The following is a 26,704-nucleotide window of genomic DNA, read 5'->3' as shown; positions in this document are numbered from 1 at the left end:
CCGCCGGGGCTTTCGGTGTGCGCGCAGCTCGACTCCATCCGTGTTCTCCGGAAGGACATCTGTTGGCAGCCTCGCGCAACGCCTCCGCCGTACCCGCTGGTCCCCGTCGCGTCTCTTTCTCGCGTATCCAGGAGCCGCTCGAAGTTCCTGACCTTCTCGCTCTGCAGACCGAGTCGTTCGACTGGCTGCTCGGCAACGAGAAGTGGAAGGGCCGGGTCGAGGCGGCTCGCCAGGCCGGTCGCAAGGACGTCCCGACCCAGTCGGGCCTCGAAGAGATCTTCGAAGAGATCAGTCCCATCGAGGACTTCTCGGGGACCATGTCCTTGTCGTTCCGCGACCACCGGTTCGAGCCGCCCAAGTACTCCGTAGACGAGTGCAAAGACAAGGACATGACCTACTCCGCCCCGATGTTCGTCACGGCGGAGTTCATCAATAACACCACCGGTGAGATCAAGAGCCAGACGGTGTTCATGGGTGATTTCCCGCTCATGACGCCGAAGGGCACGTTCATCATCAACGGCACCGAGCGTGTCGTGGTCTCGCAGCTGGTGCGTTCGCCGGGGGTCTATTTCGACCGCAGTGTCGACAAGACCTCCGACAAGGATCTGTTCGGCTGCAAGGTCATCCCGTCGCGGGGTGCCTGGCTGGAGTTCGAGATCGACAAGCGCGACAGCGTCGGTGTGCGCATCGACCGTAAGCGCAAGCAGGCCGTCACCGTGCTTCTCAAGGCACTGGGGTGGACCAGCGAGCAGATTCTCGAGCGGTTCGGCCGTTACGAGTCCATGCGCGCCACGCTGGAGAAGGACCACACCGCGGGTCAGGATGACGCCCTGCTCGACATCTACCGCAAGCTGCGGCCGGGTGAGCCGCCGACCAAGGAGTCGGCGCAGACCCTGCTGGAGAACCTGTATTTCAACCCGAAGCGTTACGACCTGGCGAAGGTCGGCCGCTACAAGATCAACAAGAAGCTCGGCGTCGGCGCCGACATCTCCCAGGGCACGCTGACCGAGGAAGACATCGTCTCGATCATCGAATACCTGGTGCGGCTGCACGCCGGCGAGACCTCGATGGGTGAGGCCGTCGTGGAGGTCGACGACATCGACCACTTCGGCAACCGCCGCATCCGCAGCGTCGGCGAGCTCATCCAGAACCAGGTCCGCCTGGGCCTGGCCCGCATGGAGCGCGTCGTCCGCGAGCGGATGACCACGCAGGACGTCGAGGCGATCACGCCGCAGACCCTGATCAACATCCGCCCGGTGGTGGCGTCGATCAAGGAGTTCTTCGGCACCTCCCAGCTGTCCCAGTTCATGGACCACACCAACCCGCTGGCCGGCCTGACGCACAAGCGGCGGCTGAACGCGCTCGGCCCCGGTGGTCTGTCGCGTGAGCGGGCGGGCATGGAGGTCCGCGACGTGCACCCGTCCCACTACGGCCGGATGTGCCCGATCGAGACTCCCGAAGGCCCCAACATCGGCCTGATCGGCTCGCTCGCCTCATTCGCCAGGCTCAACCCGTTCGGCTTCATCGAGACGCCTTACCGCAAGGTCGTCGACAGCAAGGTGACCGACCAGATCGTGTACCTCACCGCCGACGAGGAAGACCGCTACGTCATCGCCCAGGCCAACTCCCCGCTGTCGGCCGACGGCGGGTTCGCCGAACGGCGCGTGCTGGTCCGCACCAAGGGCGGCGAGTTCGAGTACGTACGCTCCGACGACGTGCACTACATGGACGTGTCGCCGCGCCAGATGGTGTCGGTCGCCACCGCGATGATCCCGTTCCTGGAGCACGACGACGCCAACCGCGCGCTCATGGGCGCCAACATGATGCGCCAGTCGGTACCGCTGCTCAAGAGCGAGGCGCCGCTGGTCGGCACCGGCATGGAATACCGTGCCGCGACCGATCCCGGCGACATGGTGATCGCGGAGAAGGCAGGGGTGGCCGAGGAGGTCTCGGCGGATTACATCACCGTGGCCAACGACGACGGCACCCGCACCACCTACCGGGTGGCCAAGTTCAAGCGGTCCAACCAGGGCACCTCGTTCAACCAGAAGCCGATCGTGGCCGAGGGTGACCGGATCGAGGTCAACCAGGTCATCGCCGACGGTCCCTGCACCGAGAACGGCGAGATGGCGCTGGGCAAGAACCTCCTGGTGGCGTTCATGCCGTGGGAGGGCCACAACTACGAAGACGCGATCATCCTGTCCCAGCGGCTGGTGCAGGACGACGTGCTGTCCTCGATCCACATCGAGGAGCACGAGGTCGACGCCCGTGACACGAAGCTGGGCCCTGAGGAGATCACCCGGGACATCCCGAACGTCTCCGAGGAGGTGCTGGCCGATCTCGACGAGCGCGGCATCATCCGGATCGGCGCCGAGGTGGTTCCCGGCGACATCCTGGTCGGCAAGGTCACGCCGAAGGGTGAGACCGAGCTGACTCCGGAGGAGCGGCTGCTGCGGGCGATCTTCGGTGAGAAGGCGCGTGAGGTGCGTGACACCTCGCTGAAGGTGCCGCACGGTGAGCAGGGCAAGGTCATCGGGGTTCGGGTGTTCTCCCGTGAGGAGGGCGACGAGCTGCCGCCGGGGGTCAACGAGCTGGTGCGCGTGTACGTGGCGCAGAAGCGTAAGATCACCGACGGTGACAAGCTGGCCGGCCGTCACGGCAACAAGGGCGTCATCTCGAAGATCCTGCCGGTGGAGGACATGCCGTTCCTGGAGGACGGCACGCCGGTCGACATCATCCTCAACCCGCTGGGCGTGCCCGGCCGGATGAACGTGGGCCAGGTGCTGGAGACCCATCTGGGGTGGATCGCCGCCCGGGGCTGGGACATCACCGGCATCCAGGAGGCGTGGGCCGAGCGGCTGCGCGAGAAGGGCTTCGAACGCGTCGAGCCCGGCACCAACGTGGCCACGCCCGTCTTCGACGGCGCCCACGAAGAGGAGATCATCGGTCTGCTCGACAGCACCGTGCCCAACCGCGACGGCGACCGGCTGGTGGAGCGCAGCGGGAAGGCCCGGCTGTTCGACGGCCGCTCCGGCGAGCCGTTCCCGCACCCCATCGCCGTGGGCTACATCTACATCCTGAAGCTCCACCACCTGGTCGACGACAAGATCCACGCGCGGTCGACCGGCCCGTACTCCATGATCACCCAGCAGCCGCTCGGCGGTAAGGCCCAGTTCGGCGGCCAGCGCTTCGGTGAGATGGAGGTGTGGGCGCTGGAGGCCTACGGCGCCGCCTACGCCCTGCAGGAGCTGCTGACCATCAAGTCCGACGACGTTCTCGGCCGGGTGAAGGTCTACGAGGCCATCGTCAAGGGCGAGAACATCCCCGAGCCCGGCATCCCGGAGTCCTTCAAGGTGCTGATCAAGGAGATGCAGTCGCTCTGCCTCAACGTCGAGGTGCTCTCCAGCGACGGCATGTCCATCGAGATGCGCGACACCGACGAGGACGTCTTCCGCGCCGCGGAGGAGCTCGGCATCGACCTGTCCCGGCGTGAGCCGAGCAGCGTGGAAGAGGTCTGACCCGGGCTCGGAGCCGGACGGCACGTCTCGGGCGAGGACGAGCGCCATCAGGCACTCGTCCTCGCCGGACCGCCTCACACCCGGGAACCAACCCGGGTTGTCAGCGCGCCCGCCGTGCCTCGCGGTCGATCGCCCAGGCGTCCGCCACCGGGCCCACGTGCCCGAGCTTGTCGGGGTTGATCACCGCGCGGATCGTCTGGATCCGCCCGTCGAGGACGTCCAGCGCCAGGGTGTGGAGCACCTTGCCGTCCCGGTCGCGGAAGATCGCGCCCGGCTCGCCGTTGACGTCGTGCGGCTCGAACGCCACGTCGATCAGGGCCATCCGGGGGAAGACGGAGGCGAGCAGCCTGGCCACGTTCCCGGCGCCGGCGACGGCCCTGGCCAGTTGCGGGGCCTTGCCGCCGCCGTCGCCGACCATCGACACGTCGGCCGCGAGCAACTCCTGAAGGCCGGCGACGTCGCCTTCGCGCAGGGCGTCGAAGAACCGCGACGCCAGGGCCTCCCGCTCCCTGCGATCCGCTTCGAAGCGGGGCCGTCCCTCGGTCATGTGGCGCCGCGCCCGCACGGCGAGCTGGCGGCACGCCGCCTCCGAACGTCCGACGGCCGCCGCTACCTCGGGGAAGCCGAAGCCGAACACCTCCCGCAGCACGAAGACCGCCCGCTCCAGCGGGCTGAGCCGCTCCAGCAGCAGCAGGGCCGCCGTCGACACCGAGTCGGCCAGCTCCGCCGACCGCTCCGGATCCTCGTAGGGGTCGGCCAGCAGCGGCTCCGGAAGCCACGGCCCGACGTACTCCTCCCGCCGGACGCGGGCCGAGCGCAGCACGTCGATCGCGATCCTGGTCACCGTGGCCGACAGGAAAGCCCTGACCGACCTGGGCCGGGCGGGGGAGGCCTGGAAGCGCAGCCAGGTCTCCTGGACCGCGTCCTCGGCCTCGCTCACACTGCCCAGGATCCGGTACGCGATCGAGAACAGCAGCGGCCGCAGCTCCTCGAACTCCTCGGTCCTGCTCATGACGGCTCCTCCCCGCCGGTCAGCCGACGAAGGAATCGGGGCCGAAACGGCCCCACGCGATGAACGCGGCGATGGCGAGATATACCAGGTTCAGCGCCGAGAGGGAGTACTCGCCGCGGCGGCCGTGCGTGATCATCGCCCCGATCATCAGCAGGACCCAGCACACGGCGGTCACCGGCACCAGAACCGGCGCGATGCCGAGCACGGCGGGCAGGATCAGGCCCAGCGCGGCCAGGAGTTCGAGAACGCCCAGGGTCTTGACGAAGCCCGCGCTGACGTCACCGGTCCATCCTCCGCCGTGGGCCGCGGCCAGTTTCTCCCTCGGCACGAAAGTCTTGGTGATGCCGCCGAGCAGGGCAACCGCGGCCAGCAGTCCGGCAGCGATCCACAGCGCGAGATTCATCGTCCATCCCTCAATCGAAGATTGCCTCTACCCCGTAGACGAGACAGCGGCTCCCGCCTGTGACATGCCGGTTAAGCCCGCCATGTCGAGAACGGGCGCCCGGCTCCGTCCTCGCGGGTGACAGGCTCCACGACTGCCAGGAGGCCGGAATGCGGAAAGTGATCGCGAACGAGTGGATGACGCTGGACGGGGTGGTGCAGTCACCCAGCTATGCCGACGAGGACGCGGCCGGCGGCTTCACGCACGGCGGCTGGCACGCCCGCTACTTCGACGACCTGTCGATGACGTGGGTGATCGACAACGTCCGCGGCGCGGGCGGCTACCTGCTGGGGCGCGGCACGTACGAGATCTTCGCCGCCCACTGGCCGGACGCGCCGCAGGACCAGCAGGTGCTCGCCGAGCCCCTGAACGCGTTGCCGAAGTACGTCGCCTCGACCACCCTCGCCGAGCCGCTCGGCTGGCGGAACGCGAGACTGCTGGGGAGTGATGCCGGCGCGGCCGTGCGAGCGCTGAAGAAGGAGGAAGGCGGCGACCTGCATGTGATCGGCAGCCCGGGGCTCGTCCAGACCCTGCTGGCCCTGGGCCTGCTGGACGAGCTCCGGCTCATGATCGACCCGCTGGTGGTGGGCGGCGGCAAGCGTCTCTTCCGTGACGACGGCGCGCTCCGGTCGCTGCGGCTGACGGACAGCCAGGTGACCAGCACGGGCGCGATCATCGCGACCTATGCCACCACGGGCGGCTGACCGCCGCCGGTGTCCCCTCATCCAGCCGCCGGGGCGGGCTCGTGCGCGGGCACCGGCTTGGTGAGGAAGGCCGTCGCGCCGTCGGACGACTCCGTCCGGTAGCCCTGGGCGTGGTAGAGGGCGAGGTTGCGGCGGCTCTCGGCGCCGGTGCGCAGCACGAAGCGGCGGCAGCCGGCCTCGGCCGCGGCTTCGGCCCGGCCCAGCAGCCAGCGCCCCACGCCCCGCCCGCGCAGGTCGGGGACGACGCCGAGCCGGCCCACGTGCCAGTCGTCGTCCACGCGCCGCGCCCGTACCATGCCCAGGAGCCGGCCGTCCTGCCACAGGCCCGTGGTGTGCCAGGTGGCCAGCCATGCGCCCACCCGCTCCAGCGACTCGCCGAGGGCGGGGACGGCCAGCGTGTCGTTGGCCAGCGCCTCCTCCATCCAGCAGCAGCGCTGCAGGACCAGGACCTCCCCGGCGTCGCCGGGAGTCAGCTGTCTCACGTACGAGCCCGGCAGCGGCCCCGGCTGGGACCGGGCCTGCTCGCGCAGCGGCCGGAGGGCGTGGGCGACCCGGACCAGCTCGTCCAGGACCCCCACGGCGATCGCGGCGCGGCCGGCGTCGGGGCGGACCCGCCCGTTCTCCATGGTGTCGCCGATGCGCAGGGCGAGCGTGGCGCCCAGGGGCACCAGCCGCAGCGTGGTCACCACCTGCTTGGCGTGCTGGACCGACCGGGTGCCGGCCGAGGTGTTGCCGTAGCTGACGAACCCCATCGGCTTCCACGCCCACTCGCGGCCTAGGTAGTCGAGGGCGTTCTTGAGGATGGCGGGCATGCCGTAGTTGTACTCGGGGGTGACCGCGATGAAGCCGTCGGCCGCGTCCACCGTCGCGCTCCACCGCTTGGTGTGCTCGTGCCGGTAGACGCCGGACGCGGGCTCGTCCTCCTCGTCCAGGAACGGCAGGCCGAGGTCGCGCAGGGCCACCGGCACGAGCTCCACGCCGAGCTCCGCGGCGCGGGGCGCGACCGTCTCGGCCAGCCACTCCGCCACCGCCGGGCCCCGGGCGCCGGGACGGGAGCTGCACATCAGGACGAGGACCCGCACAGTTTTCGTTGACATGGAAACGAACGTAGCTGGTAACTTGTTTACATGTCAAAGAAACCGCCGGGGACGGTCCGCTGGCTCGACCCGGACGAGGAACGGGCCTGGCGCGCCCTGCGCCGCATGATGATCGCCGTCCAGTCGCGCACCGCGCACGACCTGGCCGCGATCGGCCTGTCCGATCCCGACTACGAAGTGCTGAGCACGCTCTCCGAGCGTCCGGGCCGCACCAGCACGCTGCGCGAGCAGGCGGCCAAGATGGGCTGGTCACGCAGCCGCCTGTCCCGGCACGCCACCCGCATGGAGGCCCGGGGACTCCTGCGGCGCGAGCCCGATCCGGCCGACGGCCGGGGCTGCTATCTCGTCCTCACCGAACGCGGCCTGGAGACGCTGGAGGACGCCGCCCCCGCCCACCTGGAGTCGGTCCGCCGCCACGTCATCGACCGGCTCTCACCCGCGGACCTCTCCGCCCTGGAGACCATCGCCCGCAAGCTCGACGGCTGAGGTACGGCCGGATCAGCGCCGCTCCTCCGGCCCGCCCGGCCGGCCCCGGAGGTAGGCGAGGACGGCGAGGACGCGGCGGTGGTCGTCCCCCGCCGGGGGCAGGTCGAGCTTGGCCAGGATGCCGGCGATGTGCTTGGACACCGCCGCCTCGGAGACCACCAGCGCGCGGGCGACGGCGGCGTTGGAGCGGCCCTCCGCGACCAGTCCGAGCACCTCACGCTCCCGCGGGGTCAGCCGGGACAGCGGCGCGCGGCGGCGGCTCAGCAACTGCCGCACCACCTCCGGGTCCACGACCGTGCGCCCCGCGGCGACCCGCTCCACCGCGTCCACGAACTCCCGCACGTCGCCGATCCGGTCCTTCAGCAGGTAGCCGATGCCGGAGCCGCCGTCCGAGTCGAGGAGTTCGGCCGCGTACGTCTGCTCGACGTACTGGCTGAGCACCAGCACGGCGAGCCCCGGGTGGGAGGCGCGCAGCGTGAGCGCGGCGCGGAGCCCCTCGTCGGTGAAGCCGGGCGGCATGCGGACGTCGGCGACGACGATGTCGGGCTCGTGCTCGGCCACGGCGGCGATCAGCGCCGCGCCGTCGCCGACCGAGGCGACGACCTCGTGGCCGAACCGGTCGAGGAGCCCGGCGAGCCCCTCACGGAGCAGCACACCGTCCTCGGCGAGGGCTACCCGGAGACGGGGCATGGGATCTCCACACGCAGCGACGTCGGCCCGCCCGGCGGGCTGGACAGGGTCATCAGGCCGTCGGTGACGGCCACGCGGTCCGCGAGCCCGGCCAGCCCGGACCCGGCCGCCGGGTCGGCGCCCCCCACCCCGTCGTCGCCCACCTCCAGCACCAGCGCGCCGTCGCGGAGCCGGGCGCGCACGAAACCGCGCCGTGCCCCGCTGTGCTTGGCGAGGTTGGCCATCGCCTCCGACACGACGTAGTAGGCGGTCACCTCGATCGACGGCGGCAACCGGCCGGGCAGCGAGACGTCGACGTCGACGGGAACGGGGGAGCGGCCCGCCACGTCGCGCACGGCCGCGCCGAGCCCTCGGTCGGTGAGCACCTGGGGGTGGACGCCCCTGATCAGCTCGCGCAGCTCGGCCAGGGCGCGCCCGGCCTCCTCGTGCGCCTCGGCGAGCTGCGCCTCGGCGGGCGAACCCGGAGGCAGGTCGAGCCGGGCCAGCCCGAGCTTCATGCTGAGGGCCACCAGCCGCTGCTGGGCGCCGTCGTGCAGGTCACGCTCGATCCGGCGGCGTTCGACCTCGAACGCGTCGACCAGCCGGGCGCGCGAGCGGATGATCTCCGCGTCGCGCGGCGCCAGGACAGCCCGTACGAGCAACGCGCGGGTGCCGGCCCACGCGGTCATCATGTACGCGAAGAGCGGCGACAGCAGCAGCCCGGCGGCGATCAGCGGGAGGCTCTCCACCAGGTGCAGGCTCGGCTGGAACGGCGCCGACAGCAGCATCAGCGGCAGCCAGATCGCCGACGAGACGAATCCCAGGTCCATCCACCACATCACGGACACCGCGATGACGGTGAACCCCAGCTCCCGCCAGGTCGCCTGCTCGCGCAGGCGGGTGGCGAGCCAGGCGCGCGGACCGGGCCGCGGCGGCCTGACGTGCGGGTCGTCGACGGGCGCGCGGTCCACCAGCCGGAGCCGCCACCGCTCGAACGCCGCCGCCGGCAGGGAGAGCACGGCCAGCGCGAGCAGCACGCCCCCCGCCGCGACCCCGACGCCGTAGGCGTAGGCCGCGTAGATCGCCACGCACGCCGCCACCGCGTGGATCGCGCTGCCCAGCAGGTAGGCCAGCGACCGCCAGGGCCACGACGAGCGGAGGAACGCCGACGGCCGGCGGGTCACGGCGGCCAGGGCGGTGGGGGCGAGCACCCCACGACGCTAACCGATCCCGGTGCGCGGGCACGGTAGTGCTGGGTCTACCTCTGCCTCACTCACGGCGGAGGCTTCGGGAAAAATGTCGCGGTGGGATGTCGAGAACGCCTGCGCGGCTCCGTCCCAGAGTCGAGCACGGCCACCATGGCCGTACCGCACCAAGGAGGACATCATGGCCAAGTACCTGCTGCTCAAGCACTACCGGGGCGCCCCGGCAGCGGTCAACGACGTGCCGATGGACAAGTGGACGCCGGAGGAGGTCACGGCCCACGTGAAGTACATGGACGACTTCGCCGCCCGGCTCGAAGGCACCGGCGAGTTCGTCGACGGTCAGGCGCTCTCCCCGGAGGGCACGTTCGTCCGCTACGACGGCGAGGGGCGGCCGCCGGTCACCGACGGCCCGTTCGCGGAGACGAAGGACCTGATCGCCGGCTGGATGGTGATCGACGTCGACAGCTACGAGCGGGCGCTCGAACTGGCCGCCGAGCTGTCCGCGGCTCCGGGCGCGGGCGGGGAGCCGATCCACGAGTGGCTCGAACTGCGCCCGTTCCTGACCGCGCACCCGACCATCACGGAGTGACGAACGGTGGATGAGTCCCTCCTGCGGACCCTCACCCCCACCGTGATCGGCGTTCTCGTCCGCCGCGGAGCGGACTTCGCGGCGGCCGAGGACGCCGTGCAGGACGCCCTGGTCGAGGCCGTACGCGTGTGGCCGGACGACCCGCCACGGGACCCGAAGGGCTGGCTGGTCACCGTGGCGTGGCGCAAGTTCCTCGACGCCGCCCGCGCCGACACCTCCAGGCGGCACCGCGAGGAGCGCGCCGAGGGTGAGCCCGTGCCCGGGGCGGGGGAGGAGGTGGACGACACGCTCCAGCTGTACTTCCTGTGCGCGCACCCGTCCCTGACACCGGCTTCGGCCGTAGCGCTCACGCTGCGCGCGGTCGGCGGCCTGACCACGCGTCAGATCGCGCAGGCGTACCTCGTGCCGGAGGCGACCATGGCCCAGCGGATCAGCAGGGCCAAGCGGACCGTCGCGGGCGTCCGGTTCAACCAGCCGGGTGACGTCGCCACCGTGCTGCGCGTGCTCTACCTGGTCTTCAACGAGGGCTACTCCGGTGACGTCGACCTCGCCGCCGAGGCGATCAGGCTCACCCGCCAGCTGGCGGCCAGGATCGACCGCGAGGAGGTCGCGGGCCTGCTCGCGCTCATGCTGCTGCACCACGCCCGGCGCCCGGCGCGGACCGGCTCGGACGGCAGGCTCGTGCCGCTCGCCGAGCAGGACCGCGGCCTGTGGGACACCCGCCTGATCGCCGAGGGCGTCGACGTGCTGCAGGCGGCACTCGCCCGCGACCGCCTGGGCGAGTTCCAGGCCCAGGCCGCCGTCGCCGCGCTCCACGCCGACGCCCAGACGGCCGAGGAGACCGACTGGGTGCAGATCGTCGAGTGGTACGACGAGCTGGTGCGCCTCACCGGCAGCCCGGTGGCCCGGCTCAACCGGGCCGTCGCCGTCGGCGAGGCCGACGGCCCGCGGGCCGGCCTGGCCGCCCTGGCGGAGCTCGACCCCGGCCTGCCCCGCCACACCGCCGTCGCGGCGTACCTGCACGAGCGTGACGGCGACCTGGTCACCGCGGCACGGCTCTACGCCGAGGCCGCCCGGTCGGCGTCCAGCCTCCCCGAACGCGACCACCTCACGCGACAGGCCGCACGGCTCAACGCGCGGCTGCGCGCCTGACCCGGCCCGGGGCCGTCACGGCAGGAGCCCCACCAGGTAGCCGGCCAGCTCGCCCGGCCGCGACAGCATCACCATGTGGCCGCCGGGCATCTCGTCGGGGACGATGCCGAGCCGCTCCTTCACGTGGCGGCGCACGAATCCGGGGGTGAAGCAGCGGTCGTCGCGGCAGAGCAGGTATCTCGTGGGCACGTCCGGCCAGGCGGCCAGCGGCCAGGGCTCGCGACCGGCCCGGTCCATGCTCACGTCCCCGGCGAGCGCGGCGTCGTGGGCCAGCACCCGCTCGGCCAGCTCACGGGGCACGTCCTGCAGGTAGAGCTCGTACTCGTCGTCGATGCCGGACGGGGGCCGGCCGCTCCGTTCCCACCAGTCGTCCGGCGTCTCGCCGGGGCTTGGGATCATGGCGGTGACCAGCACGAGCGCGGCGGCCTCCACCCGCGCGCAGACGAGCGGGCCCACGAAGCCGCCCCACGAATGCGCGACCACGACGAGGTCGCGGCGCTCGCCGACCGCCCGGACGACGGCGTCGGCGTAGTCCCACAGCCCCGCCCTCGGATCGGACATGGGCAGGTCCACCGCGACCGTGTCATGCCCGCGGCCGCGCAGCTCGGCTTCGAGCAGGTGCCAGTCGAAGGCGCTCCCGCCGCCGCCGTGGATGAGCGCGAAGGTCGTCATGACGGTGATGACCGCCGGCGGCGCGGAAACTCATCGGGGTCATGGCGTGGAGACCGAGAGGTGGGCGCGTTCTCCCTGGGCGCCGAAGAGCATGAGCAGCTCCGCGGGCTTGTCGGCGGTGTTGCCGATCCAGTGCGGCAGCCTGGTGTCGAACTCGGCCGCCTCGCCGGGGCCGAGCCGCAGGTCGCGGTCGCCGACGACGAGCCGGACGTGCCCGGACATGACGTAGAACCACTCGTAGCCTTCGTGCCCCCGCGGGCTCGGCGTGAGGTCGGCGCCGGCGGGCGGATGAATCACCTTGAACGCCCGGATGCCGCCGGCGCGCCGGGTCAGCGGTATGAACGTCAGCCCGTACCGATGCACGGGCGGCATGTGGACGCGAGGGTCGCCGGTGGGCGGCGCGTCGACCAGTTCGTCGAGGGTCACGCCGTGCGTCCGGGCCAGCGGGAGCAACTGCTCCAGGGTCGGGCGGAGCCGCCCGTTCTCCAGGCGCGAGAGCGTGCTCGGCGTCAGGCCGGTCAGCTCCGCCAGCTCGGCCAGGGTCGCCCCGCGCGCCCGGCGCAGCGCCTTCAGCCGCGGCCCGACACCGGCCGGCACGTCGCTCCGAGGTTCGGCCATGCCCCGATTTTGCGGATCCGCAACGTCCTTTGCAAATCCCGCATGGCCGCGCTGATCCTTGCTTGCTCCCGGACCTTTCCAGACAGAGGAGAACAGATGATGTCCGCCGCCGCCCTGCGCGCCCAACTGGACGCCTTCCTGGACGAGTACCGCTCCCGGTTGCACGACAGCCTCGAAGGGCTCACCGAGGACGAGGCCCAGAGGCGTCTCGTACCGTCGAGGACGACCCCGCTGGGGCTCGTCAAGCATGTCACCTACGTCGAAGGCGTCTGGTTCGACCAGGCGATCACCGGCCGTTCGTACGAGGAGATCGGGATCGCCTCCACGCCGGATCGTTCCTTCGTCCTGGAGCGGGACGACACGATCGCGTCCGTCCGGGCCGCCTACCGGGACATCTGTGAGACGTCCCGCAGGAACACGGCCTCCCTGGATCTTGACGCCGTCGTCACGGGACGCGGCGAGCGCTTCCTGTGGCAGATCCACCTGCACATGCTGCGCGAGCTCGCCCAGCACCTCGGCCATGCCGACATCCTCCGGGAACAGCTCCTCGCGGCTCGTCTCGGTTGAAAATCTACATTGTAAAGGCGTCCGGTCGATGAGGTGATCAAGCGGCACCTGTCGTATCGGAGCCTCACCCGATCGTCTGTGAGATAAGAGCCAGGCTGTCAGCGGGGATGTCGGCTCGCGGACACGTGACGCGAGCGTGGGGCATCGCGCGGACAGCCGGGAAACCTCGCCGACCCAGCCCGAAGGAGCGCATCATGAATCCCACGCTGAACACGATCGACATCGTGGTGTCCGACCTGGACGCCTCGATCGCCTTCTATGCCCGGCTCGGGCTGGAGTTCAAGGTGGACGAGCACTCGCCAGGACACGCCGGCTGCGACCTGCCGAACGGGCTGCATGTGATGCTGGACACCGAGGGTTTCCGCACGCCGTTCCTGCCCGGCTGGAGCGCGCCGACCGGCGGGCCGCGTACTCTGCTGTGTTTCGAGTTCGAGACCCCGGCCGGCGTGGACGCCAGGTACGCCGAGCTCGTCGAGGCGGGCCACCGGGGGATCGCCGAGCCGTTCGACGCGTTCTGGGGGATGCGCTACGCCACGGTGGCCGACCCGGACGGGAACGGTGTCGACCTGTACGCCGCCCTCCCGGCGAGCTGAAGGGGAGTCGTCATGAAGTACGTGCTGATGTTCATCGAGACCGAGGAGTTCGCCCACCAGCTGGAGGCGATGGGGGAGCTGGAGCGCGAAGCCGCCTACGCGGCGGTGGGGCAGTGGTTCGCCGACCACGCTGACAAGATCACTCACCATGCGCATCTGGCGCCGGTGCACACCGCCACCACGGTGCGCCTGGATCAGGGCGAGCCGGTCGTCACCGACGGGCCGTTCGTGGAGGGCAAGGAGGTGGTCAGCGGGTTCGCCGAGCTCGAGGTGGCCGACCTGGACGAGGCGTTGAAGGTCGCCCGCTCGTGGCCGGCCTGCCCGATCGTGGAGATCCGCCCCCTTTCATGAGCGGGCCGGTGCACGAGGAGGTGCTGGCCGGGGTGGTGCGCGAGCACGCGGGCCGGCTGGCCGCGTCCCTGGTGTCGTTGCTGGGCGACTTCTCCGCCGCCGAGGACCTGGTGCAGGACGCCGTCGAGACCGCGCTGCGGCGCTGGCCGGTCGAGGGGGTGCCGGAGCGGCCCGACGCGTGGTTGTTCACCGTGGCCCGGCGGCGCGGCCTGGACGTGCTGCGCAGGGAGTCGAACTACCGGGCCAAGCTCGCCGGGCTCACCAGGCCGGACCCCGCCCCGCGCGACGACCGGCTGCGGCTGGTCTTCACCTGCTGCCATCCGGCGCTGTCACGCGCCGCGCAGATCGCGCTCACGTTGCGGGCGGTGTGCGGGCTGTCGGTGGCGCAGATCGCCGCGGCCTTCGTCGTGCCGGAGGCCACTGTGGCGCAGCGGATCACCCGCGCCAAACGAAAGATCGGCGAGGCCGGCATCCCGTACCGCATCCCCGCCGAGGAGGAGCTGCCGCGGCGCGTCGGCGAGGTGCTGGCGGTCGTCTACCTGCTGTTCAACGAGGGCTACCTGTCGAGCACGGCCGAACGGGCGCAGGCGCGTGACCTGGTGGAGGAGGCCGAGTGGCTGGCCGCGCTGCTGGTGAACCTGATGCCGAAGGAGCCGGAGGCGGCCGGGCTGCTGGCGCTGATCCGGCTGCACCGGGCCCGGGGCGCGGCCCGCTTCGACCCGGCCGGGCGGCTGGTGCTGCTGGCCGACCAGGACCGCGGCCTCTGGGACCGGCAGGCCATCGAGCAGGCCACGGCGCTGCTGACGCGGACCGCCCGCGCCCACCGCCGGCCGGGGCCGTACCAGGTCCAGGCGGCGATCGTGGCCTGCCACGCGGAGGCCGGGACCTTCGCCGACACGGACTGGGCGCAGATCCTGGTCTTGTACGACATGCTGCTGCACCTGGCGCCCTCGCCCGTCACCCGGCTGCACCGGGCCGTCGCCCTGCGCCATGTCAAAGGCCCCGAGGCGGCGCTGGCCGAGCTGGAGCCACTCGGCCGGGTGCTGGAGCGTTACCCGCTCTTCCACGCCACCCGGGCTGAGTTGCTGCGTGAGCTGGACCGCCGTGGGCAGGCGCGGCAGGCCGACGAGCGGGCGCTGGAGCTGACCGCCAACCCGGCCCAGCAGGCCCTGCTGGCCGATCGGCTGAGGTGGACGTGACCTCATGCGGCTGTTCCCCCTGGGCGGCGTCTGCTTCCTTCCGGTGTGAACGTGAAGGTGTCCGCGAACGCTCCCCTTCCGAATCGGATGGCCAAGAGAACGGGTTCGTCGTGGATGGGATGCCAGGTCGTTTCCCTCGACCCGGAGGTCCCGTTCCAGAGGTTTAGGAAGATGATCGGTTCGGTCGCCTGTGCGGTCATGTAGGCGAGCGTCTTGCCGTAGAAGGGGTTGGTGCCGCCGAGAAGAACGGAAGGCGGGCCGAGCGCTTCCTGCACTTCGGTGAGTGTTCGGTCGTGAGCGGTCCAAGCGATGAGCTCCCGGCGCAGGGAGCCGTATTCTCCGGCGGTCAGGGTTCTGTCGGCCAGTAGCCATCCGCGATCGTGGGCCAGTTCGGCATAGACCGAGGCGACGCCGTCCTCGCCGGCATCAGGCAGGACGGTTCTGAACGCTCCCTTCACGCCGAGCGAGTTGAAGGCGCCCCGCGATTCCAGGGTCCGCATCGCTTGCGCCCACTCCTGTTCCCGGTGTTCCGCGTAGACCAGATGGTCGAACAGGAGGCGCAGGGCCGTCTCGCCGCCGAACATGCCGGGCCGGCGAAGCGCCTGGTTGAGCCGGTCTTTGAGGTAGGCGCGGATCTCCGTCGAAGAGCGCGGCCTGGGAGAGGTCGTCATGATGCTCCTTCGACGTCGCCTTCACCCGCGCACGCCACGGGCCTGATGCGTCGGGGCGATGCCACTGGTCAGGTGGGGCCGGCGGTCAGTCGGTCGGCGTGCCGCCGCAGGTCGGTGGCGAACTCCTCGGCTCGGCTCAGCTGGGTGCGGAGCGCCTCGCAGCGTTCGCGGGTGGCCTGCTCGAACCAGCTCAGTTTCGCCAGGAACTGCTCACGCTCGGCCGTCTCCAGCTCCGCCGCCGCACCGGGGTCGTCGAGCCGGTCGGTGATGGCCAGCAGTTCGCCCATCTCCGCCAGGGTGAAGCCGAGCGGCTTCATCCTGCGGATCACCATCAGACGGGCCACGTCGGCCTCGGTATAGAGGCGGAAGCCGCCCTGGCTGCGCGCCGAGGGCCGGACCAGGCCGACCTCGTCATAGTGCCGGATGGTCCGCAGTGACAGCTCCGTGCGCGCGGCCACCTGCCCGATGTGCAGGTGACCTGTGCTGTGATCTCCGCCACTGCCCGCCGGAGCCGGGGCCTCGCCCGCGGGGGTGGAAGGCGCTGATCTGTCCATCTTCTGTAGAACCTCACTGGTCAGCCGGTGGGGCGTCCGCATCGAGCCCTGGCGGATCTCTACCCTAACGTTAAGGTAGAGTTGCCGCTGGCCAGACCGCGTCGGGGCGTCGCCGTACCGACCGGACATCCCGCCACCCACGCACCGGGCCGCCGAGCGCCGCCCTCACCCGAGGTAAGGAACACCGACGCGCGCATGCCTTTGATCACCGCCGCCTGCTGCCCGCCGTGACCTGCCCGCGGTAGCGCCGTCCGGCCTGCCGCCTTTCCGCGCCCGCGAGCGTGCCCCTGCCTCCGGCCGGTGCGACGCTGCCCTCCGGGGCTGTTCCATCCTTAAGGACTCCTGTTGCCCAGCTCATCCGTGCCTGCCCGCCCGACTCTGACCCTGCCTGCTCGCATGCGGCCCGGCCGCCCCGAATGGCTGAAGCCCTCGGTGGCCCGTACCGAGATCCTGTCCGGCTTGGTCGTCGGGCTCGCCCTGATCCCTGAGGCGATCTCGTTCTCCATCATCGCCGGGGTCGATCCCAGCGTCGGTCTGTTCGCCTCCTTCACCATGGCCGTGGTCATCGCCATCGCCGGCGGCCGCCCCGCCATGATCTCCGCCGCGACCGGAGCCATCGCTCTGGTCGTCGCCCCGCTGGCCCGCGAGCACGGCCTCGGCTACCTGGTCGCGACCGTCATTCTCGGCGGCCTCATCCAGGTCGCGCTCGGCGCGCTCGGCGTGGCGAAGCTGATGCGCTTCGTGCCTCGCGGTGTCATGGTGGGCTTCGTCAACGCCCTGGCCATCTTGATCTTCATGGCGCAGGTGCCCGAGCTCGTGGACGTGCCCTGGGTCGTCTACCCGCTGGTCGGCAGCGCGCTGGCGCTGATGGTGTTCCTGCCCCGCCTGACCAAGGTGGTCCCGGCCCCGCTGATCTCCATCGCCGCGCTCACCGCCCTCACGATCGGCGCCGGCCTGGCGGTGCCCACGGTCGGCGATCGTGGCACGCTGCCGTCCTCGCTGCCCGTGCCCGGTCTGCCCGACGTGGCTTTCACGCTGGACACCCTCACCCTCATCGCACCGTACGCGGTCGGCTTCGCCCTCGTCGGGCTGATGGAGTCGCTGATGACCGCCAAGCTGGTCGACGACCTCACCGACACCCGCTCCTCCAAGACGCGCGAGTCCATCGGCCAGGGCGTCGCCAACATCGTCACCGGCTTCTTCGGCGGCATGGGCGGTTGCGCCATGATCGGCCAGACCATGATCAACGTCAAGAACGGCGCCCGCACCCGGCTGTCCACCTTCACCGCCGGTGTCCTGCTCATGGTCCTGTGCATCGTCTTCGGTCCGCTGGTCTCCCAGATTCCGATGGCCGCGCTGGTCGCCGTGATGATCCTGGTTTCGGTCGGCACCTTCGACTGGCACTCCATCGCCCCGGCCACGCTCAGGCGCATGCCCGCCGGTGAGATCGGCGTCATGGTCATCACGGTCGCGGTCGTGGTCGTCACGCACAACCTGGCCATCGGCGTCGTCGTCGGGTCGCTGACCGGGCTGGTCATCTTCGCCCGCCGGGTGGCGCACCTGGCCGAGGTCTCCGCGGTCATCGATCCCGACGGCGGCCAGGTGGTCTACGCCGTGACCGGCGAGCTGTTCTTCGCCTCCAGCGACGACCTGGTCTCCCAGTTCGACTATGCCGCCGACCCTGACGACGTGGTCATCGACCTGACCGACGCCCACATCTGGGACGCCTCATCCGTCGCCGCCCTGGACGCTGTCGAGGCCAAGTACGCCGCCCGCGGCAAGACCGTACGGATCATCGGGCTGAACCAGCCCAGCGCCCGCATGCACGCCACCTTGTCGGGGGAGCTGTCCGGCAGCCGGTGACGGCGGCCTGCGGGCGTGCGTGCGGACCTGAAGTGGGGGAGTGGCCCGTACTCGGTCGGCTCGGCATCCGGGAGAGGGGAGGACCGATCGTGGTCCGCGCAACCGAGAGGCCGGACTGGGTGAGGTCCGCCTGTCATCCCTGGTCCCAGATCTGGCCTCGACTGAACTAGTAATCTACATTGTAAAGGCGCTGGCTTGTTAAAGATCAATAACAACTGACAACCAACCCACTACAAGCAGCAAGGTACTGGTGGAGAACTATCGGTTCTCGATCACGGTGGTCAACGCGTTCCGCCAGCTCGCCCCATGACGGGAGTGAGATCAGCAGCCGGTGTCGGGCTTCATGCCGGCGTGTGGCTGTCGAGGCCGAGGGTGGCGGCCAGGTCGCGCAGACACTGTTCGTAGACGGGCTCCATGTCGGTGTAGGCGAAGTCCAGTTGGTGCAGGACTTCCATGCACAGAAGCCCGTACAGCCTGGTCCAGCACGACAGGAAGACGTGGGCGGCCTCGGGCGGGAGCCGTCCGTCGAGGGTGGCGGAGTAGGCGGTCAGTTGCTCGCGCAGGGACGCGGGCAGGTCGGCCAGGTCGGGCACCGGGAACGGTCGTGTCCGCCACAGCTCGACCATCAGGTCGAGGAGGACCTGCTCGAATCGCAGGGCGGCCTGGTGGCGCACCGAGTCCGGCCGCCGGTTGTGCGGGGTGATCGGGCTCGCGAATATCCAGCCGAACTCGGCCGGGTGGGCGGTGCTCCAGGCGCGCATGGCGCGGCAGACGGCCAGTATCCGCTCGCCGAGCGACGCGTCGGCGTGGCCGTCGCGGGCCTGTTCCATCGCGGCGGCCAGTTCGCGGAAGAAGTCGGCGGTCACTGCGCCGACCAGTTCGTCGTGGCTGGCGTAGTAGTGGTAGAGGGCCGGGCCGCTCATGCCGACCTGCCGGGCGACCGCGTTGATGGTGACCGCGGCCGATCCCTGCTCGACCAGCAGCTTGCGCGCGGCCGTGTGGATCTCCTCCAGGGTGGCCTGGCGCAACCTCTGCCGTCGGCTGGTGTGTGCGGACATCGTCACCTCTCGCGTCGTTTCCTCGGTCGGCGTTGACATCTTAGGGCAAGTATGTTTCCTTAGTGCCTCTAAGAAATCTAGAAGCACTAGGGAGTAGTTGTGGAGCTTCTGTGGATCCTTCTCGCGGCGCTGGTGTTCGTGGCGGCCGTGTGGTGGCGGATGTCCAGATCCGCCCACGTCCGGCGGCGCAAGGAGTCCTGACATGGCCCGGACGCTGCGCGACCGTTTGTTCGGCAAGTACGCCATGGAGGCGACCATCACCGTCGCCGAACAGGTCAACCCGGCCATGCGCCGGATCCGGCTGGAAACCGACCAGCCCGTCGCCTTCCCGTACACCCCCGGCCAGCACATCAGGATCGAGTTGAAGGATCCGCTGTCGGTGTCGGGCATCCTGCGTCCGTCCGAGACGCTGCGCACGTACACGATCTGGGGCCTCGACGCCGGCAGGACGGCGATCGAACTGCGCGTCCACCTGTATGCGGGCGACGGCATCGGCCTGAGGTGGGCGCGGGCGGCCCGGCCCGGAGAACGGGTGACCTTCTGGTGGCCGCAAGGCGACTTCTTCACCCGCGAGGCGGCCTATCACGTGTTCATCGGGGAGGAGACCGCCAGCGCCGCGTTCGGCCCGATGATCGGAGCGTTGGGAGCCTCGGCCGAGGTGTTCGGCGTCCTGGAGAGCGAGACCCCCGAGCACGACCTGCCCCTGCCCGGGACGCCGCCGCTGCGCCGTGTCCACCGGCACGGCACCTCCGCCGTCGCCTCCCGGGTGCTGCTCGCGGCCGTGGCCGAACTCGATCTGCCGGGCAACGCGGGAGCCGCTTATGTGGCCGGCGAGGCCAGAACCTGCCAGATGGTGCGCGACTTCCTGGTGCGTGAGCGCAACTGGGCACGGGCCTCGATCAAGACCAAGCCGTTCTGGGCCCCGGGCAAGCGTGGCCTGCACTGACCGTCAAGGAGATTCGGACATGAAAGTGATCATCGTGGGAGGCGGCATCGGCGGACTCGCCGCGGCCGTCGCCTTCCACCAGCGTGGCCTGCAGGTGGAGGTCTTCGAACGCGCTGCTGAGTTCACCGAGGTGGGCGCCGGGCTGACCATCCAGCCCAACGGTCTGCGCGCGCTGGACGCCCTCGGCCTGGGCGAGCGTCTGCGCGCCGGCGGGCTGGCCGACCCGCTCGCGGGGATCCGCAGCAGCCGGGGGGACTGGCTGGTCCGCAACGACGTCGACAGCCTCAAGCGTCGTTTCGGCCCGTGGGTGACCGTGCACCGAGCCGCACTGGTCGACCTGCTGAGAGCAGCCGTGCCGCCCGAGGCTCTGCGGCCCGGCATCGACGTACAGCACGTGCAGCCCGACGGCACGGTCCGCCATAGCGGCGGCACCTCCACCGCGGATCTCGTGGTGGGCGCCGACGGCGTGCACAGCGTGACCCGGCGCTCCCTCTGGCCTGGCCTCCCTGGGCCGCGCTACGTCGGCTATACCACCTGGCGCCTCATCGTCCCCCCTCAGCCCGTCGAGGGGAGCGCGGAAACGTGGGGCAGGGGCGAACGGTTCGGGCACGTGCCGATGCCCGACGGCCGCATCTACTGCTACGTCATGGCCAACGCCCCGGCGGGCTCCCACGTCGGCCTGGATGAGCTGCGCGAACGCTTCGCACGCTGGCACCGGCCCATCCCCGCGCTGCTCGACTCCGCGCAAGAGGAGGCGGTGCTGCAACACGACACGTACGAACTGTCGAGGCTGCCCACGTACGTTTCCGGAAACGTCGCCGTCCTCGGTGACGCGGCCCACGCCATGACCCCCAACCTGGGGCAGGGCGCCTGCCAGGCGCTCGAGGACGCGGTCACGCTCGCGCACGCGGTGGGCACCCTCGGCGTGCGCGCGGGCCTGGAAGCCTATGACCGCGCCCGCAGGCCGCGCACCCAGCTGATCGTCCGCCGTTCCCGCCAGGCCGGAGCCGCCGCGCACTGGACCTCCACGCCGATGACCACTCTGCGAGACGCCGTTCTTCCTCTCCTCCCGAACGTGCTCTTCGACCGCTCACTCACCCCCGCCTATACCTGGACGATCTGATGTCCCTCCCACGAATCCTGATCATTGCCGTCGCAGCGATCACAACGGTCGGCGCCGTGCTCGCCGACCTCGTCATCCCCGACCTGGCGGCACAGCACGCCTACAACCCGGCCTGGCCACCCCACGCCAAGTTCCACGACGCCCAGTACATGGTGATGACCGTGCTCCTCGGCCTCACCGCCCTGGCCCTCGCGCTACGGTCAGGGCGGAACACGCTGCTGCACGCCGCCGCCATCCTGGCCACCCCGTGGCTCGGCATGATCGGTGCGCTCCTGTTCCCGGGCACTGCCACCTACGACCCGGAGTTCGCCGATCGGACTGTCTTCGTCCTCGGCCTGCACGGGCAGGTCTTCATGGCGATCGTCCTGCTCCTGGCGCTGCTGGTCGCGACAGCGGCGACACTGCGCATGCCCGTGGACTCCACCACCCGGTGTTGAGCCCGGCCCTTGCTTGTTCAAGGCGCTATACCACCAAAGCCAAGTCCGGTGCCGCGAGCCTGAGTATCCAGGAACGCGCTCGCGGAAGGGGAAGCCCTCAGGCGGGACGGTGCTCCGGCACGGGAGGGCCGGCCCGCTGCGTCAGATGATCGCCGCTCCGCGGGGTCCTGAGGAGGAAGCGGGATCGGCCACGGGAACGAGAAGGAAATGGCCACGCGCCCGAAGCGGACGCGGTCCCCCGCTCGTCATCCTGGTCGCATGCTTCCACTTGGCCCGGATCGCCCGCTCAGGCGGATCGCCGCCCTCGACGCGCTGCGCGGCTTCGCCCTGTGCGGCATCATCTTCATCAACATTCCCCAGACCATGGAGATGTTCGCGTACGCGGGCGAGCTGCCCACCCCGCTCCTTCTGCTGTTCTACGGCCGCTTCTACCCCATCTTCTACCTGCTGTTCGGTGTGGGGTTCGGCATCTTCCTCGCCTCGGCCGCCAGACGCACGAGCCGTCCGAGGGTGTTGCTCGTGCGGAGGCTCGTCGCGCTGGGCGTCCTGGGTGGAGTGCTCCACCTTCTCCAACCCGGCGAGGTGCTGCTGCCGTTCGCCGTCACCGGTCTGCTGGTGCTCCTGCCACTCAGCCGCCTCCCGCGCCGGGCGCTCCTCGCCGTGGCCGTCACGCTGACCGCGGCGGGGATCTTGGCAGGGGTGGGCGGGCTGGGGATGCTGCCCGGGCTGTTCGCGCTCGGGTTCGCCGCGGCGGAGTGGCGAGTGCACGAGTCCCTCGGGGACCGTCCAGGCCGTCTGGTGGTCATGGGCGTCGCTGCCGTGGCCGTGTGGGGGCTGGGGGTCTGGCTCGTCACCCTGCCCTTGCCCGAGCTTGCGCAGATCCGGGTGGGGTTGACGGTGTCGCTGGCGACCGCTTGCTGCTACATCGCGGTGTTCCTGCTCCTGCTGCGTACGCCGGTGGGCGCCGTGCTGTCGTGGGTGCTGGCCCCGATGGGCAGGATGGCGCTGACGAACTACTTCAGCGCCGCTCTGATCTTCGTTCCTGTGGGCACGACGATGGGCCTGCCCGGTTCGGAGCGGTGGTCGGCCTCGGCGCTCCTCGGCGTCGGCATCCTGCTCGTCCAGGCCGTGGTGAGTAACCTGTGGTTGCGCCGCTTCGGTTACGGCCCGTTGGAGTGGGCGTGGCGGTGTGCGACGTACTGGCGGCGGCTGCCGATCCGTGGTGGCGCGAGCCGGGCTCGCGCTACGGGACAGGTCGGCGAAGCGGAATGACGGGAAGGGCCGGCGAAGCGAGGGTGAGCAGGAAGGGCATGGCGACGGAGCGGCCCGGGGCCGGTCTGCCCGAGGGCTGGGACGTCCTGGTGGCGGCGGTGCTGGCCGTCGTCGTCACGGCGCGGCTGGCGTTCGTCCTCGACGATGCCCGGATGGCCGGGCTGCCGGGCTGGGCGTTCGGTGTCAGTCATCTGCTGGCCCTCGCCGACCTCGCCACCATAGCCTTCCGGCGCAGCCATGCCGTGCCCGCTCTCGTGGCCGCCACCGTGATCCCGCTGGTGAGCATGCTGCTGCCGACCCGCTCCGCGCTGATCGGGGTAGGTGTGCTGATCTGCTCCTACACGGTGGCGAGCCGCCTGCCGCAGGTCAGGGCCACCGTCGTGGTCTCCGCCTGCGCGGCGGGCCACATGCTCGGCGGTCTGCTCCTGAGCGTCGCCGGCGCCGACCACGGCGGGCTGCTCACGTTCTGGGGAGTGGCGCGGGGCGACGTGCCGGGCATGGCCGCGGCCGTGACCGTGGCTTACCTGCTGCCGGCCACCTTGGGGTTCTCCGTTCGGTCCAGGCGCGCCGCGAAGGTCAGGGAGGCCGAGCGCATCGCGGGCGAGCAGGAGGAACGCGCGAGGGCCGCCGTCGCGGAGGAGCGCGCCAGAATCGCCAGGGAGCTGCACGATATCGCGGCCCACGATCTGTCGGCGATCGTCGTCCAGGCAGGTGCGGCCGACCGTCTGCTCGATCGCGACCCGGCCGCGGCCAGGGCCACGCTGCGCGCGATCAGGGCGCAGGGGCGTGACACGCTGGTGTCGATGCGTGCTCTGGTGGGGATCATGCGCGAGAGCGAGACCGGGACGGACCTCGACTCCGCCGGTGGCAGGGCGCCGACCTTGGCGGGTCTGGAGGAGACCGTCCGCCGTTCCCGTACCACAGGCATGGACGTCGAGTTGCGTGCCAAGGGCGAGCCTCGCCCGCTGCCCGTCACCGTCGATCTGGCCGCTTCGCGCCTCGTGCGCGAGGCGCTGGTCAACGCCAGGCGGCACTCCCCGGGAGCATCGGTCAGCGTGACCACGGCCTTCGGCGACGCCGAGTTCGTAGTCGCGGTACGCAACTCGAGCCCCGCCCGCACCCCGCCTCCCGCGGAGCCGAACGGCGGACACGGCCTGCTCGGCATGCGCGAGCGCGTGAACCACGCGGGTGGTGAGCTCACCATCGGACCACAACCCGACGGCGGCTGGCTGGTCAGCGCCACATTTCCCCTGGAGCGCCCATGACCGTCGACATCGTGATCGCCGACGACCAAGCGGTCGTGCGCACCGGCTTCCGCGCAATCCTGGAGTCGGAGCCCGATCTCCGGATCGTGGGGGAGGCCGCCGACGGGGAAGAGGCCGTCCGCCTCGCCAGGCGGCTGCGGCCTGACCTGGTGCTCATGGACGTCCGGATGCCCGTGCTCGATGGGCTGGCCGCCACCGAGCGACTTGCGGGGCCAGGGGTCGAGCAGCCCGTCGCCGTGCTCGTCGTGACGACGTTCGACCTCGACGAGTACGTCTTCGCCGCCTTGCGTGGCGGAGCGCGCGGCTTCCTGCTGAAGGATGTCGAACCCGACGACCTGGTGGAGGCGGTCCGGGTGGTCGCCTCGGGCCAGGGCCTGGTCGCGCCGGGTGTCACACGGCGGCTGATCGCGGAGTTCGCCCGTACCTCGAAACGGCCTCGGACCGTGGAGCCGCTGCCGGAGCTGACGGCGCGAGAGCGCGACACGCTGGAGCTCATCGCCAGAGGCCGGTCCAACATGGAGATCGCCGAAGCCTTGACGGTCAGCGTCTCGACGGTCAAGACCCATGTGGCCAACCTTCTGCCCAAGATCGGCTGCCGTGACCGTGTGCAGGCGGTCATCTACGCGTACGAGCACGGGGTCGTCGAGCCCGGCACATGACCGAAGTCATGCCGATGGTGATCGCGGCCCCGTACTGCTCTGGCCGGTAAGGACGGAATCTCGTGGCTGGTCGCGCAGCGACATCGTGCCGGTCGCGTACGGAGTGATCTCGATCTTCGTGATGAGACCGGCGTCGATGTGGAAGCGGATGAGCGCGTACGCGTGGCCGCCGGGCGCGATGACCGCGCCGGGCCGCCCTGCGATGAGGACCGGAGCCGCGACGGCGATGCGGTCGGCGAAGATCCTCGTCTCTTCCGCGACCGCCGCTGCCCCCCGGACTTCCGTTGCGGAGCCTGCCGGGAGCAGGGAAGGGTCAGCGGTACGGACAACGTCGGGAGCCATCAGGGTGACGAGTCGTGCGATGTCGCCGCCGTGTGCGGCTGCCAGGAACGCCTCGATGATCTCGTTTTCTTCCGCGTCGTGGCGACGTATGACAGGTCGTACGTCGCGCAGCCGTGCGCGCGCACGGCTGGCCAGCTTCTTCGCCGAGACCGCGTTCGTGCCGAGCGTCGCGGCGACCTGATCGAACGGGATGGCGAAGAGGTCGTGCATCACGTACGCCACCCGCTGCCTGGGCGAGAGTTCGTCGAGGAGCACCAGCAGGGCTCTGGACACTTCTTCACGGCGAAGGAACGTCTCGTCGGCGCCGATCCTTGCGCCGGCGATGTCATCGGAGTGCAGAGGGAGTTCGCCACGTCGCTCACGTGCCCGTAGCAGGTCCAGGCACAGACGCGCGGTCACCGTGGTGAACCAGCCGTCCAGGTTGGCGATGTCGGCCGCCCCGGCCGCCTGGACCCTCGTCCAGGCGGTCTGGACCGCGTCCTCGGCGTCGTGATATGAGCCCACGATCCGGTGGGCCAGCGACATCAGCCGGGGGCGAGACGCCTCGAAGTGTTCGACGAGTTTCATGGGTGAGGTCACCTTTCGAGTGTGCGCAACGTCAGGAGGGGTGAGAGAAACCGGCTACCTGACGAGCACACCTCGTTGAGGAGACACATATGAGCGTACAGATTGTCCGATTCAACACCACATCCGAGCAGGCTCCGGAAGCGGAAGCGGCCATCAAGACGTTGTTCGCCGCGATCGAGGAAGCAGCGCCGACCGGCCTTGACTACACAGCCGTGCGGGTGGCGGACGGCACGGAGTTCCTGCTGATCCTCCACCTTGCCGACGCGGACCTCAATCCGCTCCTGAACATTCAGGAGGCCCTCGCGTTCAGGGCCAAGGTCGCGGAGTGGGCCGGCGCGCCGGTACCTCCGCGACCAGTGACGCTGCTGGGGCGGTATGCCCGTTGACCGCGGCACTCGACGTCGGGCTGTTCATCGCGACTCTCGCCTGCATCCTGGCCAACGCCTTCGAGGTGATCGCGAAGGCGGTCTCGGCTCGGTTCGTGGTGCGTAACTCTGCCGAGGTCGGCCTCGATCCGCGGTGGATCCCCTACCTCGCGGTCGTTGAGGGCTCCGGGGTCGTAGGGCTCGTGCTCGGGCTGCTCGGCCGGCCTCTCTTCGGCCTGGCCGCTGCCTTGGGGCTCGTGCTGTTCTTCGTCGGAGCCGTCCTCGCCCATGTCCGTGCGCGCGTGTTTCACAACCTCGGTTTCCCGGTGGCCTTCCTCCTCCTGGCGGTGGCGGCCGGCGGGTACTTCGGTCGGTCGCTCGCCTGATCGCACGGGAAGGAGCTCTCGGGACAAAGGGGAGGATCAGGACTGATACGGGGGCTTTCGGAGTGCGGGCCGGTGACTGGGTCACGGTGCGTGCCGGGGATCGGTGGGCCCGGTTGCGGGTCGCTGTTGGTACGGGCCCGGTGGGGGTGGTCGCGCCGGAGACGCCGGCGACTCGGTGGTGGCGGCTGTCCTCGGCACGGTGATCGGTGTCGGGTTCGCCTGGGTGGGGCTGCGAGACGTTCGTGGAGCGGGCTCTCGGTGGCGCCGCCCGGGTGGCTCCGGTCGCGGGGCTGTCACTCGACTGATGCGGTCGGCTGTGCCC

Annotated in this window: 29 protein-coding genes; 18 read left to right on the top strand and 11 right to left on the bottom strand. The window is 70.5% G+C overall.

All coding sequences use genetic code 11. The features are described from left to right. The first annotated feature begins 62 nt into the window (after positions 1 to 62). Positions 63 to 3,518 carry a DNA-directed RNA polymerase subunit beta gene (gene rpoB / locus FR742_RS16585; RefSeq protein ID WP_222708955.1) on the top strand — a complete coding sequence of 1,152 codons (3,456 nt, stop codon included), beginning with the start codon at positions 63 to 65 and terminating at the stop codon, positions 3,516 to 3,518. A gap of 100 nt (positions 3,519 to 3,618) precedes the next feature. Here rpoB and FR742_RS16580 read toward each other — a convergent pair whose 3' ends face one another. Together FR742_RS16580 and FR742_RS16575 are read right to left on the bottom strand one after the other, a co-directional pair. Then, positions 3,619 to 4,530 (bottom strand): RNA polymerase sigma-70 factor, encoded by a 912-nt coding sequence (locus FR742_RS16580; protein WP_148031779.1) that lies wholly within the window; start codon positions 4,528 to 4,530, stop codon positions 3,619 to 3,621. Between the two features lie 19 nt (positions 4,531 to 4,549). Continuing rightward, the gene (locus FR742_RS16575) at positions 4,550 to 4,933 is read right to left on the bottom strand and encodes a DoxX family protein (protein WP_148031778.1); all 384 of its coding nucleotides are present in this window, start codon (positions 4,931 to 4,933) and stop codon (positions 4,550 to 4,552) included. A gap of 149 nt (positions 4,934 to 5,082) precedes the next feature. On the opposite strand from FR742_RS16575, the gene FR742_RS16570 reads away from it, so the two are divergent. Next, positions 5,083 to 5,676, top strand: coding sequence for a dihydrofolate reductase family protein (locus FR742_RS16570; protein ID WP_148031777.1), 594 nt, complete (start codon positions 5,083 to 5,085; stop codon positions 5,674 to 5,676). 17 nt (positions 5,677 to 5,693) lie between these two features. Here FR742_RS16570 and FR742_RS16565 read toward each other — a convergent pair whose 3' ends face one another. After that, a complete protein-coding gene (locus FR742_RS16565) occupies positions 5,694 to 6,773 on the bottom strand; it encodes a bifunctional NAD(P)H-dependent oxidoreductase/GNAT family N-acetyltransferase (protein ID WP_148031776.1) in 1,080 nt (359 codons plus the stop codon). Positions 6,774 to 6,803: 30 nt separating this feature from the next. Between FR742_RS16565 and FR742_RS16560 the strand changes: the two genes are divergently transcribed. Then, positions 6,804 to 7,259 (top strand): MarR family winged helix-turn-helix transcriptional regulator, encoded by a 456-nt coding sequence (locus FR742_RS16560; RefSeq protein WP_148031775.1) that lies wholly within the window; start codon positions 6,804 to 6,806, stop codon positions 7,257 to 7,259. Positions 7,260 to 7,271: 12 nt separating this feature from the next. On the opposite strand, the gene FR742_RS16555 is transcribed toward FR742_RS16560, so the two are convergent. Continuing rightward, positions 7,272 to 7,949 carry a response regulator transcription factor gene (locus FR742_RS16555; protein ID WP_148031774.1) on the bottom strand — a complete coding sequence of 226 codons (678 nt, stop codon included), beginning with the start codon at positions 7,947 to 7,949 and terminating at the stop codon, positions 7,272 to 7,274. Next, positions 7,931 to 9,139 (bottom strand): sensor histidine kinase, encoded by a 1,209-nt coding sequence (locus FR742_RS16550; protein ID WP_148031773.1) that lies wholly within the window; start codon positions 9,137 to 9,139, stop codon positions 7,931 to 7,933. The genes FR742_RS16555 and FR742_RS16550 overlap by 19 nt, the downstream gene beginning before the upstream one ends. A 175-nt stretch (positions 9,140 to 9,314) precedes the next feature. On the opposite strand from FR742_RS16550, the gene FR742_RS16545 reads away from it, so the two are divergent. Together FR742_RS16545 and FR742_RS16540 are read left to right on the top strand one after the other, a co-directional pair. Next, the gene (locus tag FR742_RS16545) at positions 9,315 to 9,722 is read left to right on the top strand and encodes a YciI family protein (RefSeq protein ID WP_148031772.1); all 408 of its coding nucleotides are present in this window, start codon (positions 9,315 to 9,317) and stop codon (positions 9,720 to 9,722) included. Between the two features lie 6 nt (positions 9,723 to 9,728). Next, a complete protein-coding gene (locus tag FR742_RS16540) occupies positions 9,729 to 10,874 on the top strand; it encodes an RNA polymerase sigma factor (RefSeq protein ID WP_148031771.1) in 1,146 nt (381 codons plus the stop codon). 15 nt (positions 10,875 to 10,889) lie between these two features. Here the strand turns inward: FR742_RS16540 and FR742_RS16535 are convergent, their stop codons facing one another. Further along, on the bottom strand, positions 10,890 to 11,546 hold the full coding sequence (locus FR742_RS16535; protein WP_148031770.1) for an alpha/beta fold hydrolase: 657 nt from the start codon (positions 11,544 to 11,546) through the stop codon (positions 10,890 to 10,892). 39 nt (positions 11,547 to 11,585) lie between these two features. Continuing rightward, complete coding sequence (locus FR742_RS16530) at positions 11,586 to 12,164, bottom strand: helix-turn-helix domain-containing protein (protein WP_148031769.1); 579 nt, start codon at positions 12,162 to 12,164, stop codon at positions 11,586 to 11,588. Between the two features lie 96 nt (positions 12,165 to 12,260). Between FR742_RS16530 and FR742_RS16525 the strand changes: the two genes are divergently transcribed. The 4 genes from FR742_RS16525 (at position 12,261) to FR742_RS16510 (ending at position 14,874) form a co-directional block, all read left to right on the top strand. Beyond that, positions 12,261 to 12,731 carry a DinB family protein gene (locus FR742_RS16525; protein WP_148031768.1) on the top strand — a complete coding sequence of 157 codons (471 nt, stop codon included), beginning with the start codon at positions 12,261 to 12,263 and terminating at the stop codon, positions 12,729 to 12,731. Between the two features lie 194 nt (positions 12,732 to 12,925). After that, on the top strand, positions 12,926 to 13,324 hold the full coding sequence (locus FR742_RS16520) for a VOC family protein (protein WP_187281173.1): 399 nt from the start codon (positions 12,926 to 12,928) through the stop codon (positions 13,322 to 13,324). Between the two features lie 12 nt (positions 13,325 to 13,336). Beyond that, positions 13,337 to 13,675: a YciI family protein gene (locus FR742_RS16515; protein WP_187281172.1), complete on the top strand. Its 339-nt coding sequence runs from the start codon at positions 13,337 to 13,339 to the stop codon at positions 13,673 to 13,675. After that, complete coding sequence (locus FR742_RS16510; RefSeq protein ID WP_148031766.1) at positions 13,672 to 14,874, top strand: RNA polymerase sigma factor; 1,203 nt, start codon at positions 13,672 to 13,674, stop codon at positions 14,872 to 14,874. The genes FR742_RS16515 and FR742_RS16510 overlap by 4 nt, the downstream gene beginning before the upstream one ends. Before the next feature lie 2 nt (positions 14,875 to 14,876). Here the strand turns inward: FR742_RS16510 and FR742_RS16505 are convergent, their stop codons facing one another. Both FR742_RS16505 and FR742_RS16500 read right to left on the bottom strand, forming a co-directional pair. Continuing rightward, the gene (locus tag FR742_RS16505; protein ID WP_148031765.1) at positions 14,877 to 15,545 is read right to left on the bottom strand and encodes a hypothetical protein; all 669 of its coding nucleotides are present in this window, start codon (positions 15,543 to 15,545) and stop codon (positions 14,877 to 14,879) included. Positions 15,546 to 15,613: 68 nt separating this feature from the next. After that, the gene (locus FR742_RS16500; RefSeq protein ID WP_148031764.1) at positions 15,614 to 16,099 is read right to left on the bottom strand and encodes a MerR family transcriptional regulator; all 486 of its coding nucleotides are present in this window, start codon (positions 16,097 to 16,099) and stop codon (positions 15,614 to 15,616) included. 396 nt (positions 16,100 to 16,495) lie between these two features. On the opposite strand from FR742_RS16500, the gene FR742_RS16495 reads away from it, so the two are divergent. After that, the gene (locus FR742_RS16495; protein ID WP_148031763.1) at positions 16,496 to 17,962 is read left to right on the top strand and encodes a SulP family inorganic anion transporter; all 1,467 of its coding nucleotides are present in this window, start codon (positions 16,496 to 16,498) and stop codon (positions 17,960 to 17,962) included. Positions 17,963 to 18,303: 341 nt separating this feature from the next. Here FR742_RS16495 and FR742_RS16490 read toward each other — a convergent pair whose 3' ends face one another. Next, entirely contained in the window at positions 18,304 to 19,020 is a 717-nt protein-coding gene (locus tag FR742_RS16490; protein WP_148031762.1) for a TetR/AcrR family transcriptional regulator, read from the bottom strand. A 202-nt stretch (positions 19,021 to 19,222) separates the two neighbouring features. Between FR742_RS16490 and FR742_RS16485 the strand changes: the two genes are divergently transcribed. The 6 genes from FR742_RS16485 (at position 19,223) to FR742_RS16460 (ending at position 24,722) form a co-directional block, all read left to right on the top strand. Then, a complete protein-coding gene (locus tag FR742_RS16485; RefSeq protein ID WP_148031761.1) occupies positions 19,223 to 19,966 on the top strand; it encodes a siderophore-interacting protein in 744 nt (247 codons plus the stop codon). Positions 19,967 to 19,985: 19 nt separating this feature from the next. Further along, the gene (locus tag FR742_RS16480; protein WP_148031760.1) at positions 19,986 to 21,089 is read left to right on the top strand and encodes an FAD-dependent monooxygenase; all 1,104 of its coding nucleotides are present in this window, start codon (positions 19,986 to 19,988) and stop codon (positions 21,087 to 21,089) included. After that, a complete protein-coding gene (locus tag FR742_RS16475) occupies positions 21,089 to 21,526 on the top strand; it encodes a DUF6640 family protein (RefSeq protein ID WP_148031759.1) in 438 nt (145 codons plus the stop codon). Before FR742_RS16480 ends, FR742_RS16475 begins: the two co-directional genes overlap by 1 nt. Before the next feature lie 258 nt (positions 21,527 to 21,784). Further along, the gene (locus tag FR742_RS16470) at positions 21,785 to 22,798 is read left to right on the top strand and encodes a DUF418 domain-containing protein (protein WP_148031758.1); all 1,014 of its coding nucleotides are present in this window, start codon (positions 21,785 to 21,787) and stop codon (positions 22,796 to 22,798) included. Between the two features lie 38 nt (positions 22,799 to 22,836). Continuing rightward, positions 22,837 to 24,063, top strand: coding sequence for a sensor histidine kinase (locus tag FR742_RS16465; RefSeq protein ID WP_187281171.1), 1,227 nt, complete (start codon positions 22,837 to 22,839; stop codon positions 24,061 to 24,063). Further along, entirely contained in the window at positions 24,060 to 24,722 is a 663-nt protein-coding gene (locus FR742_RS16460; RefSeq protein ID WP_148031756.1) for a response regulator transcription factor, read from the top strand. Before FR742_RS16465 ends, FR742_RS16460 begins: the two co-directional genes overlap by 4 nt. 6 nt (positions 24,723 to 24,728) lie before the next feature. Here FR742_RS16460 and FR742_RS16455 read toward each other — a convergent pair whose 3' ends face one another. After that, positions 24,729 to 25,631 carry a sigma-70 family RNA polymerase sigma factor gene (locus FR742_RS16455; protein ID WP_148031755.1) on the bottom strand — a complete coding sequence of 301 codons (903 nt, stop codon included), beginning with the start codon at positions 25,629 to 25,631 and terminating at the stop codon, positions 24,729 to 24,731. Between the two features lie 89 nt (positions 25,632 to 25,720). On the opposite strand from FR742_RS16455, the gene FR742_RS16450 reads away from it, so the two are divergent. Then, complete coding sequence (locus tag FR742_RS16450) at positions 25,721 to 26,017, top strand: hypothetical protein (protein ID WP_148031754.1); 297 nt, start codon at positions 25,721 to 25,723, stop codon at positions 26,015 to 26,017. Further along, positions 26,014 to 26,382 (top strand): DoxX family protein, encoded by a 369-nt coding sequence (locus FR742_RS16445; protein ID WP_148031753.1) that lies wholly within the window; start codon positions 26,014 to 26,016, stop codon positions 26,380 to 26,382. Before FR742_RS16450 ends, FR742_RS16445 begins: the two co-directional genes overlap by 4 nt. The last annotated feature ends 322 nt before the right edge of the window (positions 26,383 to 26,704 follow it).

The organism is Nonomuraea sp. C10 (assembly GCF_008017515.1).
Taxonomy (GTDB): domain Bacteria; phylum Actinomycetota; class Actinomycetes; order Streptosporangiales; family Streptosporangiaceae; genus Nonomuraea; species Nonomuraea ferruginea.
This window is presented reverse-complemented; position numbering and strand designations above follow the sequence as displayed.

Bases quoted from the DNA above. Each gene is read 5' to 3' on its own strand.
- FR742_RS16535 (WP_148031770.1), bottom strand. From the start codon at position 11,546: ATGACGACCTTCGCGCTCATCCACGGCGGCGGCGGGAGCGCCTTCGAC.
- FR742_RS16470 (WP_148031758.1), top strand. From the start codon at position 21,785: ATGCTTCCACTTGGCCCGGATCGCCCGCTCAGGCGGATCGCCGCCCTC.
- FR742_RS16575 (WP_148031778.1), bottom strand. From the start codon at position 4,933: ATGAATCTCGCGCTGTGGATCGCTGCCGGACTGCTGGCCGCGGTTGCC.
- FR742_RS16480 (WP_148031760.1), top strand. From the start codon at position 19,986: ATGAAAGTGATCATCGTGGGAGGCGGCATCGGCGGACTCGCCGCGGCC.
- FR742_RS16555 (WP_148031774.1), bottom strand. From the start codon at position 7,949: ATGCCCCGTCTCCGGGTAGCCCTCGCCGAGGACGGTGTGCTGCTCCGT.
- FR742_RS16505 (WP_148031765.1), bottom strand. From the start codon at position 15,545: ATGACGACCTCTCCCAGGCCGCGCTCTTCGACGGAGATCCGCGCCTAC.
- FR742_RS16490 (WP_148031762.1), bottom strand. From the start codon at position 19,020: ATGTCCGCACACACCAGCCGACGGCAGAGGTTGCGCCAGGCCACCCTG.
- FR742_RS16455 (WP_148031755.1), bottom strand. From the start codon at position 25,631: ATGAAACTCGTCGAACACTTCGAGGCGTCTCGCCCCCGGCTGATGTCG.
- FR742_RS16515 (WP_187281172.1), top strand. From the start codon at position 13,337: ATGAAGTACGTGCTGATGTTCATCGAGACCGAGGAGTTCGCCCACCAG.
- FR742_RS16450 (WP_148031754.1), top strand. From the start codon at position 25,721: ATGAGCGTACAGATTGTCCGATTCAACACCACATCCGAGCAGGCTCCG.
- FR742_RS16495 (WP_148031763.1), top strand. From the start codon at position 16,496: ATGCGGCCCGGCCGCCCCGAATGGCTGAAGCCCTCGGTGGCCCGTACC.
- FR742_RS16580 (WP_148031779.1), bottom strand. From the start codon at position 4,530: ATGAGCAGGACCGAGGAGTTCGAGGAGCTGCGGCCGCTGCTGTTCTCG.
- FR742_RS16530 (WP_148031769.1), bottom strand. From the start codon at position 12,164: ATGGCCGAACCTCGGAGCGACGTGCCGGCCGGTGTCGGGCCGCGGCTG.
- FR742_RS16565 (WP_148031776.1), bottom strand. From the start codon at position 6,773: ATGTCAACGAAAACTGTGCGGGTCCTCGTCCTGATGTGCAGCTCCCGT.
- FR742_RS16485 (WP_148031761.1), top strand. From the start codon at position 19,223: ATGGCCCGGACGCTGCGCGACCGTTTGTTCGGCAAGTACGCCATGGAG.
- FR742_RS16475 (WP_148031759.1), top strand. From the start codon at position 21,089: ATGTCCCTCCCACGAATCCTGATCATTGCCGTCGCAGCGATCACAACG.
- FR742_RS16570 (WP_148031777.1), top strand. From the start codon at position 5,083: ATGCGGAAAGTGATCGCGAACGAGTGGATGACGCTGGACGGGGTGGTG.
- FR742_RS16460 (WP_148031756.1), top strand. From the start codon at position 24,060: ATGACCGTCGACATCGTGATCGCCGACGACCAAGCGGTCGTGCGCACC.
- FR742_RS16560 (WP_148031775.1), top strand. From the start codon at position 6,804: ATGTCAAAGAAACCGCCGGGGACGGTCCGCTGGCTCGACCCGGACGAG.
- FR742_RS16520 (WP_187281173.1), top strand. From the start codon at position 12,926: ATGAATCCCACGCTGAACACGATCGACATCGTGGTGTCCGACCTGGAC.
- FR742_RS16525 (WP_148031768.1), top strand. From the start codon at position 12,261: ATGATGTCCGCCGCCGCCCTGCGCGCCCAACTGGACGCCTTCCTGGAC.
- FR742_RS16465 (WP_187281171.1), top strand. From the start codon at position 22,837: ATGGCGACGGAGCGGCCCGGGGCCGGTCTGCCCGAGGGCTGGGACGTC.
- FR742_RS16500 (WP_148031764.1), bottom strand. From the start codon at position 16,099: ATGGACAGATCAGCGCCTTCCACCCCCGCGGGCGAGGCCCCGGCTCCG.
- FR742_RS16545 (WP_148031772.1), top strand. From the start codon at position 9,315: ATGGCCAAGTACCTGCTGCTCAAGCACTACCGGGGCGCCCCGGCAGCG.
- FR742_RS16510 (WP_148031766.1), top strand. From the start codon at position 13,672: ATGAGCGGGCCGGTGCACGAGGAGGTGCTGGCCGGGGTGGTGCGCGAG.